The sequence below is a fragment of the Flavobacterium araucananum genome (assembly GCF_002222055.1).
In the GTDB taxonomy this organism is placed as follows: Bacteria; Bacteroidota; Bacteroidia; order Flavobacteriales; family Flavobacteriaceae; genus Flavobacterium; species Flavobacterium araucananum.
The window spans coordinates 20,594-39,753 of the sequence record NZ_MUGS01000064.1 but is presented as its reverse complement, the minus strand read 5'-3'; the positions used below and the strand labels follow the sequence as shown (position 1 = coordinate 39,753).

Annotated in this window: 21 protein-coding genes and 1 tRNA gene; 17 read left to right on the top strand and 5 right to left on the bottom strand. The window is 32.8% G+C overall.

The features are described 5' to 3' along the window. Positions 1–449 precede the first annotated feature (449 nt). The 6 genes from B0A64_RS22515 (at position 450) to B0A64_RS22490 (ending at position 4,153) form a co-directional block, all read left to right on the top strand. On the top strand, positions 450–1,055 hold the full coding sequence (locus B0A64_RS22515) for a uracil-DNA glycosylase family protein (RefSeq protein ID WP_089481716.1): 606 nt from the start codon (positions 450–452) through the stop codon (positions 1,053–1,055). Between the two features lie 175 nt (positions 1,056–1,230). Beyond that, entirely contained in the window at positions 1,231–1,443 is a 213-nt protein-coding gene (locus B0A64_RS22510; protein ID WP_089481715.1) for a hypothetical protein, read from the top strand. 4 nt (positions 1,444–1,447) lie between these two features. Continuing rightward, on the top strand, positions 1,448–1,822 hold the full coding sequence (locus B0A64_RS22505) for a BRCT domain-containing protein (protein ID WP_089481714.1): 375 nt from the start codon (positions 1,448–1,450) through the stop codon (positions 1,820–1,822). A 158-nt stretch (positions 1,823–1,980) separates the two neighbouring features. After that, positions 1,981–2,403 carry a hypothetical protein gene (locus B0A64_RS22500; protein ID WP_089481713.1) on the top strand — a complete coding sequence of 141 codons (423 nt, stop codon included), beginning with the start codon at positions 1,981–1,983 and terminating at the stop codon, positions 2,401–2,403. Between the two features lie 117 nt (positions 2,404–2,520). Continuing rightward, positions 2,521–3,540, top strand: a complete 1,020-nt coding sequence (locus B0A64_RS22495) for a hypothetical protein (RefSeq protein WP_123875948.1) — start codon at positions 2,521–2,523, stop codon at positions 3,538–3,540. A gap of 184 nt (positions 3,541–3,724) precedes the next feature. Continuing rightward, positions 3,725–4,153, top strand: coding sequence for a hypothetical protein (locus B0A64_RS22490; RefSeq protein WP_089481711.1), 429 nt, complete (start codon positions 3,725–3,727; stop codon positions 4,151–4,153). Between the two features lie 372 nt (positions 4,154–4,525). Here the strand turns inward: B0A64_RS22490 and B0A64_RS22485 are convergent, their stop codons facing one another. Next, positions 4,526–4,933 (bottom strand): helix-turn-helix domain-containing protein, encoded by a 408-nt coding sequence (locus tag B0A64_RS22485; RefSeq protein WP_089481710.1) that lies wholly within the window; start codon positions 4,931–4,933, stop codon positions 4,526–4,528. A 173-nt stretch (positions 4,934–5,106) separates the two neighbouring features. Between B0A64_RS22485 and B0A64_RS22480 the strand changes: the two genes are divergently transcribed. The 6 genes from B0A64_RS22480 (at position 5,107) to B0A64_RS22455 (ending at position 10,290) form a co-directional block, all read left to right on the top strand. After that, on the top strand, positions 5,107–5,967 hold the full coding sequence (locus B0A64_RS22480; protein WP_089481709.1) for a hypothetical protein: 861 nt from the start codon (positions 5,107–5,109) through the stop codon (positions 5,965–5,967). Between the two features lie 8 nt (positions 5,968–5,975). Further along, on the top strand, positions 5,976–6,338 hold the full coding sequence (locus tag B0A64_RS22475) for a hypothetical protein (RefSeq protein ID WP_089481708.1): 363 nt from the start codon (positions 5,976–5,978) through the stop codon (positions 6,336–6,338). Positions 6,339–6,349: 11 nt separating this feature from the next. Then, complete coding sequence (locus B0A64_RS22470) at positions 6,350–6,913, top strand: hypothetical protein (protein WP_089481707.1); 564 nt, start codon at positions 6,350–6,352, stop codon at positions 6,911–6,913. 50 nt (positions 6,914–6,963) lie between these two features. After that, complete coding sequence (locus B0A64_RS22465) at positions 6,964–7,308, top strand: hypothetical protein (protein ID WP_089481706.1); 345 nt, start codon at positions 6,964–6,966, stop codon at positions 7,306–7,308. A 690-nt stretch (positions 7,309–7,998) separates the two neighbouring features. Beyond that, positions 7,999–9,096: an IS3 family transposase gene (locus tag B0A64_RS22460; RefSeq protein WP_089481705.1), complete on the top strand. Its 1,098-nt coding sequence runs from the start codon at positions 7,999–8,001 to the stop codon at positions 9,094–9,096. A gap of 36 nt (positions 9,097–9,132) precedes the next feature. Further along, positions 9,133–10,290 (top strand): IS3 family transposase, encoded by a 1,158-nt coding sequence (locus B0A64_RS22455; RefSeq protein ID WP_089481704.1) that lies wholly within the window; start codon positions 9,133–9,135, stop codon positions 10,288–10,290. 294 nt (positions 10,291–10,584) lie between these two features. Here the strand turns inward: B0A64_RS22455 and B0A64_RS22450 are convergent, their stop codons facing one another. Beyond that, positions 10,585–10,902 carry a DUF6922 domain-containing protein gene (locus tag B0A64_RS22450; protein ID WP_089481703.1) on the bottom strand — a complete coding sequence of 106 codons (318 nt, stop codon included), beginning with the start codon at positions 10,900–10,902 and terminating at the stop codon, positions 10,585–10,587. A 39-nt stretch (positions 10,903–10,941) separates the two neighbouring features. Then, positions 10,942–11,622: a nucleotidyl transferase AbiEii/AbiGii toxin family protein gene (locus B0A64_RS22445; RefSeq protein WP_089481702.1), complete on the bottom strand. Its 681-nt coding sequence runs from the start codon at positions 11,620–11,622 to the stop codon at positions 10,942–10,944. A 219-nt stretch (positions 11,623–11,841) separates the two neighbouring features. Here B0A64_RS22445 and mobA point away from each other — a divergent pair, with 219 nt between their 5' ends. From mobA to B0A64_RS25795, 3 genes are all read left to right on the top strand, one after another. Beyond that, a complete protein-coding gene (mobA, locus tag B0A64_RS22440; protein WP_089481701.1) occupies positions 11,842–12,279 on the top strand; it encodes a conjugal transfer protein MobA in 438 nt (145 codons plus the stop codon). Between the two features lie 383 nt (positions 12,280–12,662). After that, positions 12,663–12,818 (top strand): hypothetical protein, encoded by a 156-nt coding sequence (locus tag B0A64_RS25305; protein ID WP_165769864.1) that lies wholly within the window; start codon positions 12,663–12,665, stop codon positions 12,816–12,818. Further along, positions 12,802–14,355, top strand: a complete 1,554-nt coding sequence (locus B0A64_RS25795; RefSeq protein ID WP_394338366.1) for a recombinase family protein — start codon at positions 12,802–12,804, stop codon at positions 14,353–14,355. Before B0A64_RS25305 ends, B0A64_RS25795 begins: the two co-directional genes overlap by 17 nt. On the opposite strand, the gene B0A64_RS22425 is transcribed toward B0A64_RS25795, so the two are convergent. Then, positions 14,315–14,389 (bottom strand) — tRNA-Val (locus tag B0A64_RS22425). The two genes, B0A64_RS25795 and B0A64_RS22425, sit on opposite strands and share 41 nt — an antisense overlap. Positions 14,390–14,652: 263 nt before the next feature. On the opposite strand from B0A64_RS22425, the gene B0A64_RS22420 reads away from it, so the two are divergent. Next, positions 14,653–16,440: an ABC transporter ATP-binding protein gene (locus B0A64_RS22420; RefSeq protein ID WP_089481700.1), complete on the top strand. Its 1,788-nt coding sequence runs from the start codon at positions 14,653–14,655 to the stop codon at positions 16,438–16,440. Between the two features lie 37 nt (positions 16,441–16,477). Then, positions 16,478–17,794: a porin family protein gene (locus B0A64_RS22415; protein WP_089481699.1), complete on the top strand. Its 1,317-nt coding sequence runs from the start codon at positions 16,478–16,480 to the stop codon at positions 17,792–17,794. 97 nt (positions 17,795–17,891) lie between these two features. On the opposite strand, the gene B0A64_RS22410 is transcribed toward B0A64_RS22415, so the two are convergent. Then, positions 17,892–19,061 (bottom strand): proline dehydrogenase family protein, encoded by a 1,170-nt coding sequence (locus B0A64_RS22410; protein WP_089481698.1) that lies wholly within the window; start codon positions 19,059–19,061, stop codon positions 17,892–17,894. Positions 19,062–19,160: the final 99 nt, after the last annotated feature.

Sequence of the window (19,160 nt, the reverse complement as noted above, 5' to 3'; positions counted from 1 at the left end):
TACTAAATTTGACTGGAGTCCTGTCCTCACTATACAAAATTCAAAGGCTACTACGATATTATATGTTATTGTAAAGTATCTTTTTTAGAACAACACAACACTTTGTGAAGTATTTAATTATTAGCGTGAAGCATTCAAGTATCTAACCAGATTATCTTGGATTATTATAATATTTTAGATTCGCATCTTAATTTTTAAACTTGTTTTCATCGCCACTTATATAATGCCAAAAAAGCATCAATCAAATTATAAGGCCTTTGGATAATTTGTAGTGAAAAATATATATATATTTGAAAATAAATAATGTATGAAATTTATCACACATATCTATCCAAATTTGGATGGCTTTGAGTGGTTTTTATAACACATATAAATGAGTTCTAGCTCATGGACTTTCACGCAGAAACTCCTGCTAATAATCAAATATGTAATCCGCTAAAAAATAAAATATGCCGTGCGAACATAAATTTATCGAAGATTTACAACTTGATTATGTCAATTGGAAACCTAAAACATTATTTATTGGAACATTTAATCCAAGTTGGTTAGAATGCCCAAATAATAATGCCGATTGGTTTTACGGAAGAACTCAACGAAACGATTTTTGGTGCATTTTACCAAGAATACATAATGAAGCTTCCCTTATTGCAGGAAACAGAGAAATATGGATTGATTTCTGTCGTAGAAATGACATTGCAATTACTGATATATTGGAAAATCTTTTGGACGCAAATCAAAATGATAATGACCATCGTGAAGTTATTTGTAAATTTAAAGACGATAAACTTGTAAACTTTGATGTTATAATTAACAACATTCCCAAAATTCTTGAAAAACATAAATCAATAAAACAAATTTGCATTACAAGGCAACACTTACCAGATTTTTGGAAAGAGTGTTTTTCAGATTTATTCGAGTACCTTAATTTAAATCCTCAAATAACTTTGAAATATTTGCGATCACCATCTAGAGGTGCAAGAAGAGGAATTGTTGGAAATTTTTGCGAATTTATCTCCAATCGTTGGAGTGAGCAAGAATACTCAATAAGACCATAATCTCCACGAGTTATAACAGTCACTACAACGGATTTGGGCATTGGGTTGAATGGAAAGATGGTTTTGTATTTGAGATGATTTGGCAAATCCGAAAATAGGGCTTAATTTAGACCTAAACCCACTGTAGTGCCAAGACGTTTAGCGGTAAGTGTAACCAAAAAAAATAACATAAAAAATGAGAGCAATTGTAAAAAAGATTGATTACCAAAAAGGGTTTGTATATGTTTCGACTGAAGATAACAACACTTCTATGTTTGAAATGTTATCTGACGACAATTTTGAAATTGAAGATGTTCTTTCCTGGGAAGAATATGAACCTTTAGGACATTGCGAAATCAAAAATATTACACAAAATGAAACAGTTGAAGTCTTCTTTCAAAATCATTAAATAAATGGCATTATCAGAAAAACTAATACGAATATTACGCTCTAATACTATTTTATCAGAATTAGAATTAAATGATTTATCAGAAAGGCAAGGTTGGGATATCGTTTATAGATTAAAGCCTAAAGCTGAACTTAAAATCGAAATCTGTTTTACAGGATTTTCGCCGACCGAAAAAATTCTATTAACTAAATTAGCAGAAGAAAATAATTTTCATATTGCAAAAAGCATAACAGTTAATTTAAATTTTTTATGTTGTGGAGAAAATGCTGGACCATCTAAAATGAAAAAAGCAGAAGAACAAAATGTTATATCATTAAGTGCAGAAGAATTTCGCAATTTAATTACGACTGGAGAAATACCTCAAAATACCTACCGCTAACAGCTGTTTGGCGAGATTGGGTTTTTAGGCTGAATTTAAACATGGTTTTGGATTTGGTAAATTTGTGTTTAACCGAAAAACCCCGCGTCTTTAATCCCCAATCTACGCCAAACGCCAGAATGTTATTGACTATTACGAAAAAAACAGAACCATAAAACATGAACATTATTACATTAGAATCTGCTTCTGAAATTGCTAACATCGAGTTAAAAAATATTCTAAAAAGCAATCAATTAAAATATTCCAAAAATGAATTTGGTAATATAAATTCATTTTATTTAAAATGTTCTCAAGCTGACTTAGAAAAAGACAATTTGACTATTAGCTTCATTCCTGATATGGAAAGGCGAAAACCAAAAATTCCCAGAAATATTAAGCAATACAGTGAACAAGGTGGAGGTGATAAATTGTATGAAAAACTGCAAGCATCAAATCCAGAAGCTTGGAAATGTATTGTTTTTTCGGAAATTAGTACTGCTAAAAAAATAGAATATGCAGTTAATTTAAACGAATCAAATTTTTCTTCTGAAGCAATCGCGGAATTATTGAATTCCTTTTTAAAAAAAGGTAACAGGCTATAATAGCTTTTACAGCGGATTTGGGCAAAGGTTTAATAGGAAAATGGATTTGTATTTGGGATGATTTGGCAAATCCGAACATACCAGAACTTTATGTGCAATATTAAAAAAACGGAGAAAATGAAAATACGAATTCTAATTTTTTTGTTCATTATTAATACTAATTTATGTTTTTCACAAAAAAACATAAATAGTAATAATCTAAAAGTCACTGAAAAAATAAATCCTAAAAAATACACTTTAACTCTAAAGGATTCATTAATTCTAAACAGGAAAGAACCCATAGTAATAAAGTTAGTAAACTCTCAAAATTCAGATAATTTTAAATATATTTTTCCAATCATAACTTTGCTATTAGGTATCGCCTTAAATAAATCTATCGACTATTTGAACAAAAGGAAAAAAACTAAAAAAACAGGAAAAAGATGGTTGGCTGAATTAAGAATACTTAATGATCCAATAGAAAAACAAATCATTAACATTGATAGTTTTTTGGCAAACCAAAACAACGGCTTTTTTGCAATTCACAGTCCTAGTCTATTTACAACTTTAGATTGTGACGTATTTAATTCGCTAGATAAAACTGAATTAATTGAATATTTGGAATACTTTAAAAAAAATAAAGATGAAATTGCTATTAAACATTCAAATATGATAAATGGATTTATTACTGTTTTAAAAAACCATAATGAAAACTACAGAATTCAATTTGATTTATTTAAAAATAATGTTAACGCAATTACAGATAATCTATCGAAAAATTTAATTATTTTACAAAGGGAGTTTGTAACATATGGTATCGAATTGGAAAAAGAATTAAATAGTGATCCAATTAATAATCATAGATATAAGCCTATATATGATTTATTTAAATCAGAGATTTTACCCTATTTGCAAGATGGAAAGTATGATATATTTAAACTCGAAAACAGTTTCTATATTCCATTAATAAAAATATTAAGTGAATTAAGATTAGATTTAAAAACACAAAAAATGATGGAATATGCAAAAAATTGTGTTAACGACATTAAAGCTATTAAAATGGAGCATTATTACTTAACAGAAAACTTTAACACATTAAAAGAAAGGTATACTGAAAGTAAAAATGAGTTACCAAAAATCATTGAGTTACTTAAATAAAATACTCCACACAACAGCTACTCCTATCGATTTGGATATTGAGGATTAATGAAAATTTGATTTTGTATTTTAATGATTTGTCAAATACGAGTATAGGAATTAATTCAATTCCAAATTCGCTATTAGTTACGGTAAATAATATATTATAGGTAAACTGTTAAAACACCGAAATAATAAACAAACTATGAATTTTAAGAGTTATTTAGCTGGAACGATTTTTTGGATATTATTAATTTGGGGGCCAATTGAACATTCTAAACAATTTTGGTTTGCAATAAGAGCGGGATATCTTATTCTTATACCACTTATCATATGGTTAGTACTAAATTGGATATGGAATCGTTGGCAACCGAATATCAAATCGGAAATTATATTAGAACGAATTCTCTCAGGAATAATCTGCATTGCCTTATTTGTTTTTGCATATTTTGAAGGAATTTCAACTACACATATAGGAAACACACAACAAATTCAAACAAGAGACGGAATGGAAGACGTTGGAGAATATGTTACACTTCAAGGCGCAAATTGGGGAAATGTATTTCTTCTAATCATTTTAGCTTTATTAATTTTTTGGTATGGAGTTTTAAAAAAGGGAACTAAAACTCCTTAATTCACACAATGACTGACAAAGAGGACTCGCAACTTTTTTAAGCCTTGTCGACAGTATATCTAGTGTAGAATTATCCATTTCTATATTTAAGGGCTTAATTTGCTATAGAACTGTTCTCATCTATTTCAATAATAAATCTTTGTGAGAGTTCATTTATGCTAAAATAAAGAAATTTAGATAATGATTAACAAAGGCTTATATGTTTTTAAATCTACGAATGATTGATAAGCCTGTTTTGAACATCCACGAAAAATCATCTTGAGGATTCAATGTAGTGGTTCGTTCGTTTTATATTAAAGTATTCAAATATTTGACAACAAAAAAGAGACTCGAAAGTCTCTTTTTGTAATTAATATATCTTTTACAAAAGTGTTATTTTGCTTTTAGCAATTTTTCCAAATATTCAACTTTATCTTGCTCGGCTTTCAATAATCTTTCGTAAAGTTTTCTATTCTCTTCTACAGATTCCATTAGTTTGTCTAATGGATTAAACGTGCAATGATAATTCCCTACAGTTCCCTGACTATTATCGTAAAAATTGTTGAAATAGTTAAACACGCCTTCTTCTGAAAAATTCTTAATTGCTTCTACGCTTACTCCCAAAGCTTTTGCTACTTCTATAAGTTTTTCTTCTTCTATCGTTTCGCTGTTTTCCATAATTGAAATAGCCTGCTGATTTGTTCCCATAGCCTGTGCCAATGCTTCCTGCTTCATGTCTTTTAATTCACGAATACGACTGATTTTTCGTCCTATGTGATTTGGTTTTGTTACTGTACTCATAGCTCAAAGATAATAATTAAGAATAAAAAAGTAAGTCTCCTGTATGATATAGAAAATAGTCTTGTATGGTACAATACAAATTGATACGGTACAGTACGACTAATCACTTACTTGCTTGTGTGTTAGACAAAAATACAATTTTTCACACAAGTATTAACTAAAAATTTAAAATTATGAAAGCAATTGAAATTTCACAACAAAATGAAATTCTTGAAGTAATTACAAACCACATCAAGACATCGGCTGTGTATTGTTTCGGCAGTAATGTTACAGTGAAGAGCTTAAGCAGAAAAGTTTATCCTGAACATGGGACATCTAAAGAACATATTCATTTGTACCTTTTAGTTTTTGTATCTGAAACTATAGAGAATGCAAGTAATGACATAAGTGATAAGATAAAGACAAAGAACCAAGGTACTTTGACTACTACTATTCTTTTGCACCATGTACATAGCTTGAAAAACCTTGGACAAGACCAGAAATTTTTCTTCTGGCAGATCATGCATAACGCAGAGCTTTTATTTCAGGACATTAACAATCCTCCATATTTAAATATTGATGAAACCCCTAAAAGAAATTTAAAATCCGCATTAAATTATACAGAACAGAGGAAAAATAACATATATACAATATGGAACTGGGTATATAATGACGATGGATCAAGTTCAGATGAGGTAAAAATGTCCGCTCTTCATCAAATAGTTGAGCAGACCTGCTTGTCTTTAATCCGCGTTTTTACAGGCTACACACCGAATTATTTCGGATTACAGTATTTATTTACGCTCTGCGAATACTTTACCAGCATTACTGCAGATTTCTTTCCCCGCCACACAAATGAAGATAAATTTATTTTTAAACTGCTTAAGCAACAGCCAAGCACACTTCGTTTCAGTAAGGCTAACGATGTTGATTATCTTTTTTATGAGATTGTAGAAGAAAGATGCGGAAAATTTATCAAACATGCAAAAATTCTAATCGAGAATGAAATCGACAGGCTAAATGAAACTGAAAAGGAACCAGAGCAAACAAAATAGTAGAAATTATGGAAACTAATGAAAATAAAAGGGCTGATGATTTTATTAAGGAACTCAAAGACAGTTTCTTTTTCAGAACCTTGACCCCACAGACAAATAAAGAAGGCATTTATCATGTAGATATAAAATTTACGAGCTACATAAAGCTGATTTTTACATTACAGGATCTGCTCAAAATAGCACTTCACACGCTGGAGAATTCCGATCTTGAAAATTCCAGCCAGATCGAAGATCCTGCTTTTCATCTTACGAGTATTTTGGAAATTGCAATCCAGCTACTGCCGTGCAGTGAAGCGGAAGGGCTTGATAAACTGCATAAGCTTTATTTAGAGATTAATAGTGAAAATAAAAATGAACAAATGGATAACTAATTTTTTAAATCATGAAAAAGAAGAAAAAAAACTTTGAAACCAAGTTCTGGGCTGGATTTGAGGCGGAAAATCCATTTGAAGCATCTGATGCCCTTTTTGATTTTGCGCATCTTGACTACTACAAGCGAAATTTAACACAGGCATTACTGTACAGCTTTAAGGAAGAAATCTGCAGTAATGATAAACCAAGCGAGATTTTTATATTCTATAAAGCAATATGCTCATTTTTGAAAACATACTATTGCCTGCATAAAAAAAGCAGTAAATGGAGAGTGAAAGAGTCAGTCCGCACCGAAGATGTATTTCATCTCACTTCACTGACAAAGCAGGAATATGACAATCCTTTCACAGTATTTCGAAAGGCATTTGCAGAGAAAAGCCTTAAGGAGTTTGAATTTTTCCTTTCTGAAATAGTGAGTCTTTCATTGTCGCCATACAAAGGAGATGGTGATATTGATCTTACTACTCCGTATATTCATTTAATAAAGATGCTTGATGCAGGAGAGCTTATGCGTGAAAGAGGGCTTGAAAAAATAAAAAAAGTTAATGAATCTAAAGAGAATGCAGAATGCTGAAGTTACTGTATAATTTCAGAGATGCTTGATTAACTAAAAAATATATTGATATGAAAAAAAATAAAATCAAATTAAATGATCTGGTTGAAAATCCGGAGCATTACTTTATAATGCTTAAACCTGCATCAAAAATGCGGAACGATATACACAATCTCGAAATAAATGTTCAGGGATATTCAGACTTGTTTTGTATGATTATGGATTTACTTAAGGCAGGAATGCTTGCATTAGACGGAATGGAAGTCAGTACAAATAATAGTCCGAGGCATGTTGAAAGATACGTTTACAGTCTGCTGAGGATAATAGAAATGCTGATCCCATTGGAAGAGGCAGATTTACTGGACATGCTTTACAGAAAATATTTAAAAGAAAATAAAAAGAGTACTACGAACTAATCTATGTCCATTCATAATTCTAATAAAACGCCGACTTCGGAGGCGTTTTCCAGCCCCGCAGGGCAAGTTGTTTTGAGATGCTGAATTCATTTCAAGCATCTCAAAACACAACTTGCCGTTGTCCCGCGACAACTTTTTTAGGAATGAATTTAATTGAAAGGGCTTGATGCCCTTTTTTTATTGGAATGGTTATCATTAATTTATTTTAGGTATGCATAGAATGACGGACTATACAGTACAGCCTTAGCACATGGCAGGTTTTCAATAAAGTTGGCAAAGGCATTGGCGTACACTTAACTTATATATTATTGCTTATGTATGCAGGCAGAAATGTCTTCGAGTATTCAAGCATTCCGGCATTCATTCATTCATTCATTCATTCATTCATTCATGTTTTCATATAACCATGTAGGCAGTTGTGCATTCCTGCCTGCACGCCTGCAAGCAAGCATGAAATCAAGTCTGTAAGTATGAACCCAGATCTGTAAGGGTTCAGCCAATCCATTACTAATCAGAAAAAGTGTTAACAATATGCCCAGGTTACCTATTTAATTTTTTAAATATAACAGAGGAAGTTAATTTAATATAAAGAGGATTATGTACTAAGCTGTTTCATTATCTTTTATTGTTTATGTATGCGTAAATTATATTTCTTAAATTCACATGAGAATAGTACCTGAAATTTAAGAAATGAAATGTAAAATTTACGATAGAAATTTCAAAGAGAAAGCAATTCAATTGGGTTCTGAAATGGGCGTGAGAAAAGCTTCAAGAGAACTTGGTATATGGTCATCAAATATAAGTAGATGGCGAAAAGAGTTTCTTAAATATGGAGAGGCAAGTTTTTGCGGAACTGGAAAGTCTAGACTTACACCCGAAGAACAAATATTTTCCAAACAACAAAGAAAATTAAAAAGAGAGCTTAAAGAATCATTACTTAAAATTGAGATTTTTAAAAATGGGCATAAATATGTTTCTCAAGGGAGGCTGATGACTTATCATTTTATTGAAAATAATGTAGAAAAGTATACACTTAAAAAAATATGCAAAGTTTTTGGAGTAAGTAGAGACGCATATATTAAATGGAAAAATCAGATAATTTCTCCGACACAAAGTCAAACAAATTTATTAAAGCAAGAAATAACTTCAATCTTTTTTGAATACAAAAAAATATATGGTAGCAGGAGAATTGCTGCAGAATTACAAAGTCGAGGCTTTACGATATCACAACGGCAAGTTTGTAGTCATATGAGAGAACTAGGTCTAGTTAGCAAACTAAGAGAAAATTATAAGGTCAAAAATGTTTCGCGTTACAATCCTTGTCTTTTTCCTAATATTTTAAATCAACAATTCACGGTTGAAGAACCTTCTAAAACTTGGGTGTCAGGGATAACTCGAATCCAAACAGCTAAAAGACTTTTATTTTTAACCATTATTATGGATTTATTTGATAGAAAAATTGTCGGGTGGAGCCTTAGCAATGGATTAACCGTTAAAGAGACTACAATGCCTGCTTGGGAAATGGCTGTTCAAAATCGTAAAATAAAAACGGGTTTAATATTTCATTCTGATAGAGGAATTCAATATGCAAATAAGATGTTTAACCGTAAATTAGACTCTTATAAGTATATTATAAGAAGTATGAATCGAAAAGGAAATCATGCTGACAATTCTATCTGTGAAAGCTTTTTTACTTCTATTAAATCTGAAATAGTTAATTTAAATATGCTTCTAACTAAAAAACAAGTGGAAGAAAAAATATTTGAATATCTTGAAAATCCCCATTAAAACGACATTCCGCTATAAATTAATAAACTTCAGAATATGAAAAAATATGAACGAACTTTCAAAGAGTATGCAGTTAAATTAAGTTATGAACGAGGTAAAGGGCAAATTATAAATATAGAACGAGAGCTGGGAATAACTCCAAGTTGTTTGAACAAATGGCGACAAGACTTTGAAAAATTTGGAAAAGGAAGTTTTTGTGGAACTGGTTACTTAAAATTAACTCCTGAACAGGCTGTAATAGCAAACCTTGAAAAGAAAATTAGAAATTCACATATTACGCTGAAAATTTTAAAAAAAGGAACCAAATATGTTTCTCAAGGAAAAGTAATGATTAAGCAATTTATTGAAAACAATAAATCTGAATTTTCAATTTTGAAAATGTGCCAAGTATTAGAAGTATCGAGAACTACATATTATACAAGAAAAAAACAGGAGCTTTCAGATACAGAAATTCGAATAATTTTATTAAAAGAGGAAATTACATCTATATTTTATGAATTTGAGGGAAGATATGGATACATCGAAATTAGTAAAGAGCTTCAAAGGAGAGGATTTAAAATATCATGTGGACATGTATCTGCCTATATGAGGATACTAGGTCTGCGTATCAAAGTTAAAAGAAAATTTAAGGCGACAACTGATTCAATTCATAATCATTATGTATGTCCAAATGTTTTAAATAGAAAATTTACAGTTAGTGAGCCTGCCACAGCTTGGGTTTCAGACATTACATATATACAAACCATGAGAGGCTTTTTGTATCTTACAATTATTATGGACTTATTTGACAGGAAAATTATTGGATGGAGTTTAAGCGACACAATGAGTACAAAAGCAACTACGTTGCCCGCTTGGGAAATGGCAATAAATAACAGGAAAATCAGTAAAGATTTGATCTTTCATTCTGATAGAGGTGTTCAATATGCTAATAAACTTTTTAGTAAAACATTAGACTCTTATAAGTGTGTTAGGCGTAGTATGAGTCGTAAGCAGAATCATAATGACAATGCCGTTTCCGAAAGTTTTTTCCATTCTTTTAAAGGTGAATTAATTCATGGGAATAAACTCTTACCAAGGAAACAGATGAGAATCGAAGTATATGAATACATTGAAAATTGGTATAATAAAAAGAGAAGGCATTCGTATTTAGGCTATAAGACAATAGAAGAATTTGATAAAATAAATTTAAGATAATTATATGCCAGATTACAATTTGGAAGATATTGAGAAGAAAAATATTTTTTCAAAGAAACAGAAAAAACGGAAAAAAGAAAAAGAAAGCTATTTCATAGGACGGGATGTAGACAGGCCAAAAGGAAACGGAATAAGTCCCGAAGGGTGTTTTGTGAGGAACGAGCAAAACATTATGCCGTAGTCTTTTGGACAGGCTTAGCTTTCCCGTCATACCTTCGTTTTCTTTTTTTTATTTCTATTATAAAAAATATCTAGTAAATAGAATCTCGTGTTTAATAAATTTGAGAGGAAGGACTAAATCCAGTGGTATGGTTTATCCTTTCGGTTGATATAGCAGTACATTTCTTCTTTGTTGAGTTCGGGAAAGAATTTTAAAGCACGGTCAATGGCATAATTGGGAAGGAAATAGATTTCGTCACGAATAGCTTTTATAACTTTTTCATGTCCATAAAAGCGTACGATTTCATCCATTTCACCCTGCCCTCCACGCTCTATGATACGTGCGATAATAGTTTTGTAGGCTTTCTCAAAGTCCATAGCATCTATATCGAAATCCCAAAAAAAGACCCGATCCAAATTAGGAACTCTGTTATTTTTTTTAACTACTGCCATGTAGTAAAAATACGGTTTTTAAGCTTATTATTCAAATTTTCATCTCCCTAATCCGCGCTTTTTATTAGGCGGTGAGATTTGATTTTTTGGTTCAGAAAAATCAAAAGAAGGGTTTAAAACTGCTTTTTTTAGACGCTGAGTCATTTTTGCCCAGCTGGTTTCTTTTCCTTTCAGCAGTTTAACTTTTTCTTCTCTGTCTATATTTTTATGGTGCAGTAATGAAAGGAGAGCCAGTCCGGGACTTCCGTTGTATTTGTTTTGATAAGCATCCAGATAAGTCTTAAGTGGATTATGTTCCAAAAGAAAATACATATCTACAAAATCTTTTATTCTTGTACCGTTTTGAAATATAGCATGTATCTTCATAGCACCTATGTCACGTAAAGATACAAGCCTGACTCCTTGTTGTGTTTGAATAGGTTCTTGCCATGGGTACTTATGGGCAAGAATATCTACTTTAACCTTACCAATATTTAAAAGCATTGTATTGTCAAATAGATCCCTAATTGTAACAGGATGTTCACTGCTTAAATGAGCAAGCATAGTCTGAACATTAAAATCTTGTGTAGAGAACAAGTCTAAATCCACACTTAATCGATGCCCTATCATCAGGCTTAAGGCAGTTCCTCCGACGAGATTAAAATCCTTCAGTTTTTCATCTTTCATAAGCCTTTGCAGAAGTTCCCACATCTGCGGAGTAACGGTTTCTTTGTAGAGCATATTTTTCAAGTTTTCAGAAAATTAATTCTGAAAAAGGCCTGCTCTTTTAAATTGACTTATGATGGCTTTACTTGGCATCGGATGTCAAATATTAAAGGTTTAAGGGTGTTAGTAACAAATAAGCCAAATGCTACCAGACACTTCCAAGTACTCACACATTAGATCACTAATGCTGACTATAAAATATATTGGCTTTAAGTAATACTATTAATTGAAATCATGGAAAATGAAGAAAAAAAGAATCGGAATAAAGGAGGAAGACCTTCCAAAATAGATCCCGCCGTCCACCGCTATTCCATCAGTCTTACTGCAGAAGAAAATGCCCACTTCCTGACTCTTTTTGAAACCTCAGGGATGCATGTAATGGCGCACTTTATTACGGCCTGTGTTTTTCAAAAAGGAATAAAAACAGTTAAGATCGATAAAGCTACAATGGATTATTATATGCGCCTGACCTCCTTTTACAGCCAGTTTCGGGTTGTTGGGGTAAATTACAATCAGGTTGTAAAGATTTTATATCAAAAATTTTCCGAAAAGAAAGCTGCAGCGTATCTATACAAATTGGAAAAACAAACTGCGGAATTTGCTGTTCTGTCCAAAAAAATCATACAGCTCACAGAGGAATTTGAGGAAAAGCATCTGAAAAAGGAGTCTTGATATGACAGCAAAAATTCCAAGAACAGCTGGTCTGCAATAGTATTGACTCACGTTAAATGTATGTAACATGATTTTGAGTGTACCGTATATAAAGAATTGATAGGATACATTATTTTGTTTTTTTTAATTGCTGGTTAGTACAAATTACATCCTAGGTATACCTGTATAAAATTGGAAAAGGAGATCTTATAATTAGCATTTTATCAAAAGATTGTAAAGCTTATGGGGGAATTTGAAGAACAGTATCTTTTACAGTGTTTTAAGCCAAATGCAGTCACATTGTTCCATTAAAAGCAAAATAATTAAAACTGCAAAATTGTATTTTAAATTAGTTTTGGTTCCGTGAGATACACGGCGTCTTAATTAAATTTAATGATATTGATATGGAAAATTTAAAAGATGAACAGTTTGAAAATGATGATATTGTATCAAAAAATTATGAAGATTTAGAAAAGGAAAAAGAACAGAAATTAGTAAATCTGATGATTGAAATTATTGTTTCATTAACATTGAAAGAATTATATGAAGAGAGCGATTAGATATTTAAGATTTAGTCAATTGGGTCAGAGCAATGGCTCGATTGAAAGACAGGAATTGTACACTGACCAGTACCTGCAGTATAATAATATACAGCTAGTTGATTCTTTCATTGACAGAGGGAAAAGTGCAAAAAGTTTTGACCGTCCAGATTTTATAAAACTGCAGGCATTTATAGTCAAACATTATAAATCGGTTGATTATCTTCTTGTAGACCAGCTTGACCGCTTTAGCAGAGATGCTGGCGAAGCGATGAACATGGTCAAGCAGTTCCAAAAAAAATATAGTATTCAGATTATAAGTGTGACCGAAGGGATAGTCTTTGATTATGATACGCCCGGAAGCTTTTTTAGGGCAGGTTTACAATTATTGCTTGCCGAAGAAGATAATATCAACAGGAGTATTAAAGTACGTGGTGGACTCTACACAGCCCGTGCTAAAGAAGGTCGTTTTCTTACCAGAGAAAAACCTTTCGGCTATACTAAAGTTGGGGAAGGAAAACAGCGACATCTCGAAGTAAATGAGATGGAAGCTAAAACTGTACGTTTAATTTATGATATGTTCCTTCGTAATGTGCCATTATATAAAATTAAGGAAATAGCTTACCAGTCAGGTTTTGATAGAAAAGGCAATATGGCTATTGACCGTGTGCTGGCAAATCCTGTTTATGCAGGACTCGTAAAGGTTGAGCCGTTCAAGGATCTGCCCGGTGGTCTTTTTCCAGCCATTCATGAGCCAATAGTGGATAAGATAACATGGACAATGGTGCAGTCCAAAATGAAAAAGGAAGATAAGGTAAAGGTAACCGTTGATGATGAGATACCATTAAGAGGCGTTGTAAAATGTCATTGCGGTACACCTCTTACAGGTGCTCCTTCCCGTGGCAAATCTGGAAAATACTTCTACTATTATAAATGTAAGCATTCCAAACATAACAATATAAGTGCTGTCAAAGCACATGAGCAGTTTTTAAATGCCTGCGACTTAATGAGTGTTTCAGAGAAACAGATTAAGGATATAAGAGATGGCAGTTATGCTTCAATTGAGCAGGAAGCAAAAACAAACAAGAAAAAAGCATTAGACAAAAAGCATGAACTTGAAGAAATACAGCAGAGATTAAATGCTGTAGAAGAAAAATGGTTCAGAGACGAAATAAATAAAGATACTTACGAAAGATGGTATTCTACATATAGTGATCATATTTTGACTCTTACTGCATCGATAGAAAGACTCAACATAAATCAAGGTAAAGCTTTTGAGATTTTAGAAAGTAATCTGGATCTATTGGGAGACATAAGACATATCTACACCAAATCAGGTACTTTGCAGAAACGAGAGTTTGTGAACATGGTGTTCGATGGCAACTTATACTATCAAGAGGGTATATATCGAACACCTACAATGATGGAGATATTTTCTCATAATGCCAGTAAAATGGAGGAAAAAGGATATCTTTTATACAAAAAAAAGAGGGATAACATTCCGTTATCCCTCAAAGTGGGCGATGAGGGGTTCGAACCCCCGACCCCCTCGGTGTAAACGAGGTGCTCTGAACCAGCTGAGCTAATCGCCCTATTTTACTAGGTCGCTATCATTTCGTGATTGCGAGTGCAAATATACAGCTAGATTTTGTATTTGCAAGCCTTTTTAGAAAAAAAATGAAATAAATTTCAGTATTTTTATTTACTAATCTATTTTTCAGACTCTTAAAAATAAATAAAAATTACCATTTCTGCGCATTTAGTTAAAAAATCAAATACCAAAGCCTAATTTAGAATATTACTTTGTATTGAGATGCTATAATCATACATTTGTATACCTTAATTGTATACTCAAATGGCAAGATTTAAAGAAAATGATTTACCAAAATCAAAAATTACCGCTACTTCACTTAACAAAGCAACTATAATATTCAAATACGCCGGAAAACACCAATGGAAATTTTATGTTGGTTTGGTTTTCCTGCTATTAACCGGAGCCACTGCCCTGGCCTTTCCTAAATTGATGGGAATGCTGATCGATTGTGTCAAAAACAAAAATAATGATCAGGCTAATCAAATTGCACTGGGATTAATTGTGATTTTGTTCCTTCAGTCCTTTTGTTCTTTTTTTAGATTATCACTTTTTGTGAATTTTACAGAAAACACATTAGCAAACCTGCGTTTGGCTTTATATACTAATTTGGTAAAGCTACCTATGACCTTCTTTTCACAAAAAAGAGTTGGAGAGTTAAACAGCCGCATCAGCGCAGATATTACACAAATCCAGGATACCTTAACCTCTACAATTGCCGAGTTTTTGCGTCAATTCATACTTATTATAGGTGGAGTTATTTTATTGGCTACAGAAAGCTTTAAATTAACGCTGTTAATGTTGGCAGTAGTTCCTCTTGTAGCTGTTGCTGCTGTAATATTTGGTCGTTTTATTAGAAAATATTCTAAACAAGTACAAGATCAGGTTGCCGAAAGTCAGGTTATTGTCGAAGAAACCATGCAGGGAATTAGTATTGTAAAAGCTTTTGCAAACGAATGGTACGAAGTTGCCCGTTATAAAGGCAAAATAAGCGAAGTAGTCAAACTAGCGATAAAAGGCGGTAAATACCGTGGTTACTTTGCATCCTTTATTATCTTTTGCTTATTTGGTGCAATCGTTGCCGTAGTTTGGTATGGTGTACGTTTAAGTATTGCCGGAGAAATGAGCGTGGGTCAATTAATTTCATTTGTATTGTACTCTACATTTGTTGGAGCTTCTTTTGGTGGAATTGCCGAGTTATATGCTCAAATCCAGAAAGCAATTGGTGCTACCGAAAGAGTTTTTGAACTATTAGAAGAAACTCCGGAGCAAATTAATGCTTTAGAGCACACAGCGCCATTAGAAAAAATTAAAGGAAACGTTTCTTTCAAAAATGTAGCTTTTAGTTATCCTTCAAGAAAAGAAGTTCAGGTATTAAAAGAAGTAAATTTTACGGCCGAATTTGGACAAAAAATTGCTATCGTAGGACCAAGTGGAGCCGGAAAATCAACGATATCCTCTTTATTATTGCGTTTTTACGATATTACTTCGGGAGAAATCACCGTTGACGGAAAAAATATTTACGATTATGATCTCGAAAATCTTCGTGGTAACATGAGCATTGTTCCGCAAGACGTAATTTTATTTGGAGGAACCATCAAAGAAAATATCGCTTACGGAAAACCAAATGCTACTGACGACGAAATTGTCCTGGCTGCAAAACAAGCCAATGCTTTTAATTTTGTCGAAGGATTTCCTGAAAAATTTGAGACAGTTGTTGGAGAACGCGGTGTAAAACTCTCCGGAGGACAACGCCAGCGTATTGCTATAGCAAGAGCATTGCTTAAAAACCCAAGTATCTTAATATTAGATGAAGCAACATCATCATTAGACAGTGAAAGCGAAAAATTAGTGCAGGAAGCTCTGGAAGTATTGATGGAAGGAAGAACAAGTATTATTATTGCACACCGATTATCGACTATTAGAAGTGCTGATAAAATTTTAGTTTTAGACAACGGAAAAATAACTGAAGAAGGTACACATCAGGAATTGATAAATCTTGAAAACGGGACTTATAAAAACCTAAGCAACCTTCAGTTTAGCAACTACTAAAACAAAACTACCATTAGCTAATTTTAAATAAATAGAAATGCCACACATCAGAATCATTTTAATTTTATTATTTATACTTCTAAACACGATAAGTACTTTTGCTCAGGATAAACCTTTTAATGTAGTCAATATTTCTCCAGATGGTACAAAATACATCAGATTTGGAATGAATCTTCAGGTTTGGGGACGATACTCCGAATTAAATCCGAATAGTAAAGTAGGGATAAATGAAGTTTATGAAACTTTTGATGTTGTCATCAGGCGTTTGCGCTTGCAGGCAATGGGTATGCTAACAGATAATATCTTTTTTCATCTTCAATTGGGGCAGAACAACATTAATTTTACACAAAACAACGGGCCGTCAAATGCGCCACTTTCTGTGATGGATGCTTTGGGAGAATATCATTTTAGTGAGAAACTGCACATTGGTGGTGGTTTGACCAGTTGGGGATCCGGAACAACTCGTTATTCTTCCAACAGTTCTGCAACACAATTGACTCTGGACACACCAATGTACCAACAAATTGCTAATATCTCCTCTACATTTGGCAATCGTAATTTAAGTATTTATGCCAAAGGTTATTTAGAAAATTTAAGTTATAGAGTTGCCGTTACAAACCCATACAGAAACACGACCAATAACATCGGTTTTAATGCTACTGTAAGCCCTGAAACTCCAAAAGCACAATTTGCAGGGATTTTAACGTATCATTTTTTAGAAAAAGAACAAAATCTGGAAGCATACAACAGAGGGACTTATTTAGGAACTAAAAAAGTTTTTAATCTTGGATTGGGTTATATGACACAAGCCAATGCCATGTGGCGTCTGGATACTGATGGTTCAGGTTTGGTACATCATGATGATATGAAAGTTCTTGGATTAGATGTTTTCTATGATAGTCCAATTGGTGACAAAGGTGCTGCAATTACCGCTTATGCGGCCTATAATAATGCACAGTACGGAAAAAATTATACCCAGTTTATCTCGATCCCAAATCCCGCAATTGCTGATCCTGCTTTGATAAATGGTTCAGGAAGCGGATTTATTGGTGTTGGTACAGGAAATATCTACTATGCACAAGTAGGATATTTATTTAAAAACTCAGATAACACAACAAAGAAAGGACGTTTTCAGCCTTATTTAGCTGCGCAAATTGCAGATCTTGAAGCTTTAAATACCCCGATGTCGATGTATGAAATTGGAGCCAACTATTACACAACGGGAACTTTTGGTCCAAAATTTAGTTTAAACTACCAAAACAGAGCCGTTTACGACAAAACACTTTTAAATCCTAAATACACCCAATCAGATCGTTTAGGAATGGTCGTTTTACAGTGTCAGGTTTCTTTCTAAAAAGACTTAAAAGTTTCAATAAAAAAAATCCAAATTCCAATTGTTATGATTGGAATTTGGATTTTTTTATACTGTAAACCGTAACTGTGACTGAGGACTATTTCCCTTTTCTACGTTTGCGTTCGGCTTTGATCATCGATAATTCGCGACTTGTTTGTCCCGCTACAGAAGTATTCTCTTCGGCACGACGAATCAGGTACGGCATAACATCTTTTACAGGTCCAAATGGTAAATACTTAGCAACATTATAACCGTTTTCGGCAAGATTGTAACTAATATTATCACTCATTCCGTACAATTGTCCAAACCAGATTTTGTTATCGTTTTTGGCAATTCCTTTTTCCTGCATCATTTCCATCAATTTATAAGAACTCAATTCATTGTGAGTCCCTGCAAAAATTGACATAATATCCAAATGCTCCAACATATAATGTACAGCAGCATCATAATTAATATCTGTAGCTTCTTTAGAAACACAAATTGGCGAAACATAATTTTTTTCTTCCGCTCTTTTGTTTTCTTTTTCCATATAAGCACCACGAACCAGCTTCATTCCAATAAAAAAGCCTTCATTTTTGGCAACTTCATGCAATTTTTTTAAATAATCCAAACGGTCCCAGCGGTACATTTGTAAAGTATTAAAAACGATTGCTTTTTCTTTGTTGTATTTGCGCATCATATTGGTAACCAAATCATCAGCAGCATCCTGCATCCAGCTTTCTTCACCATCAATTAACAAAGCCACATCTTTTTTGTGCGCTTCACCACAAACATGATCAAAACGGGCTACTACTCTATCCCACTCTGCTTGTTCAGCCAGGGTCAGTGCTTGTTTTTCTCCTAATTTTTCATACAATTCAAAACGACCAAAACCTGTAGGTTTAAAAACAGCAAACGGAATCGCTAAACGTTCTTTGGCAAATTCGATTGTTTTTAAAGTCATTTCTAAAGCAGCATCAAACTGCTCTTCTTCTTCTTTTCCTTCAACTGAATAATCTAATACAGACGAAACCCCTTTGGTAAACATTTTGTCTACTACTGTAATACAATCGTCTTCGTTTACACCACCACAAAAATGGTCAAAAACAGTTGCACGAATTAATCCTTCTACCGGAAGATTTGCTTTAAGAGCAAAATTGGTAACAGCAGTTCCTATCCTTACTAAGGGTTGGCTGTCGATCATTTTAAAAAGAAAATAAGCTCTATCAAGTTCTGTATCGCTTTTTAGCGAAAATGCAACCTGAGTGTTATCGAATATTTTTTCCATTAAGGTCAGTTTTTTATGCAAATATAGATAGAGTTTTGAATATTATTCACCAAAAGGTATCATAATTTTTAATATCAGTAATAAGATTATCAAAACCAC

Excerpts from the sequence above, each read along its gene's own strand:
- B0A64_RS22515 (WP_089481716.1), top strand. The coding sequence starts at position 450 with ATGCCGTGCGAACATAAATTTATCGAAGATTTACAACTTGATTATGTC.
- B0A64_RS22510 (WP_089481715.1), top strand. The coding sequence starts at position 1,231 with ATGAGAGCAATTGTAAAAAAGATTGATTACCAAAAAGGGTTTGTATAT.
- B0A64_RS22505 (WP_089481714.1), top strand. The coding sequence starts at position 1,448 with ATGGCATTATCAGAAAAACTAATACGAATATTACGCTCTAATACTATT.
- B0A64_RS22500 (WP_089481713.1), top strand. The coding sequence starts at position 1,981 with ATGAACATTATTACATTAGAATCTGCTTCTGAAATTGCTAACATCGAG.
- B0A64_RS22495 (WP_123875948.1), top strand. The coding sequence starts at position 2,521 with ATGAAAATACGAATTCTAATTTTTTTGTTCATTATTAATACTAATTTA.
- B0A64_RS22490 (WP_089481711.1), top strand. The coding sequence starts at position 3,725 with ATGAATTTTAAGAGTTATTTAGCTGGAACGATTTTTTGGATATTATTA.
- B0A64_RS22485 (WP_089481710.1), bottom strand. The coding sequence starts at position 4,933 with ATGAGTACAGTAACAAAACCAAATCACATAGGACGAAAAATCAGTCGT.
- B0A64_RS22480 (WP_089481709.1), top strand. The coding sequence starts at position 5,107 with ATGAAAGCAATTGAAATTTCACAACAAAATGAAATTCTTGAAGTAATT.
- B0A64_RS22475 (WP_089481708.1), top strand. The coding sequence starts at position 5,976 with ATGGAAACTAATGAAAATAAAAGGGCTGATGATTTTATTAAGGAACTC.
- B0A64_RS22470 (WP_089481707.1), top strand. The coding sequence starts at position 6,350 with ATGAAAAAGAAGAAAAAAAACTTTGAAACCAAGTTCTGGGCTGGATTT.
- B0A64_RS22465 (WP_089481706.1), top strand. The coding sequence starts at position 6,964 with ATGAAAAAAAATAAAATCAAATTAAATGATCTGGTTGAAAATCCGGAG.
- B0A64_RS22460 (WP_089481705.1), top strand. The coding sequence starts at position 7,999 with ATGAAATGTAAAATTTACGATAGAAATTTCAAAGAGAAAGCAATTCAA.
- B0A64_RS22455 (WP_089481704.1), top strand. The coding sequence starts at position 9,133 with ATGAAAAAATATGAACGAACTTTCAAAGAGTATGCAGTTAAATTAAGT.
- B0A64_RS22450 (WP_089481703.1), bottom strand. The coding sequence starts at position 10,902 with ATGGCAGTAGTTAAAAAAAATAACAGAGTTCCTAATTTGGATCGGGTC.
- B0A64_RS22445 (WP_089481702.1), bottom strand. The coding sequence starts at position 11,622 with ATGCTCTACAAAGAAACCGTTACTCCGCAGATGTGGGAACTTCTGCAA.
- mobA (WP_089481701.1), top strand. The coding sequence starts at position 11,842 with ATGGAAAATGAAGAAAAAAAGAATCGGAATAAAGGAGGAAGACCTTCC.
- B0A64_RS25305 (WP_165769864.1), top strand. The coding sequence starts at position 12,663 with ATGGAAAATTTAAAAGATGAACAGTTTGAAAATGATGATATTGTATCA.
- B0A64_RS25795 (WP_394338366.1), top strand. The coding sequence starts at position 12,802 with ATGAAGAGAGCGATTAGATATTTAAGATTTAGTCAATTGGGTCAGAGC.
- B0A64_RS22420 (WP_089481700.1), top strand. The coding sequence starts at position 14,653 with ATGGCAAGATTTAAAGAAAATGATTTACCAAAATCAAAAATTACCGCT.
- B0A64_RS22415 (WP_089481699.1), top strand. The coding sequence starts at position 16,478 with ATGCCACACATCAGAATCATTTTAATTTTATTATTTATACTTCTAAAC.
- B0A64_RS22410 (WP_089481698.1), bottom strand. The coding sequence starts at position 19,061 with ATGGAAAAAATATTCGATAACACTCAGGTTGCATTTTCGCTAAAAAGC.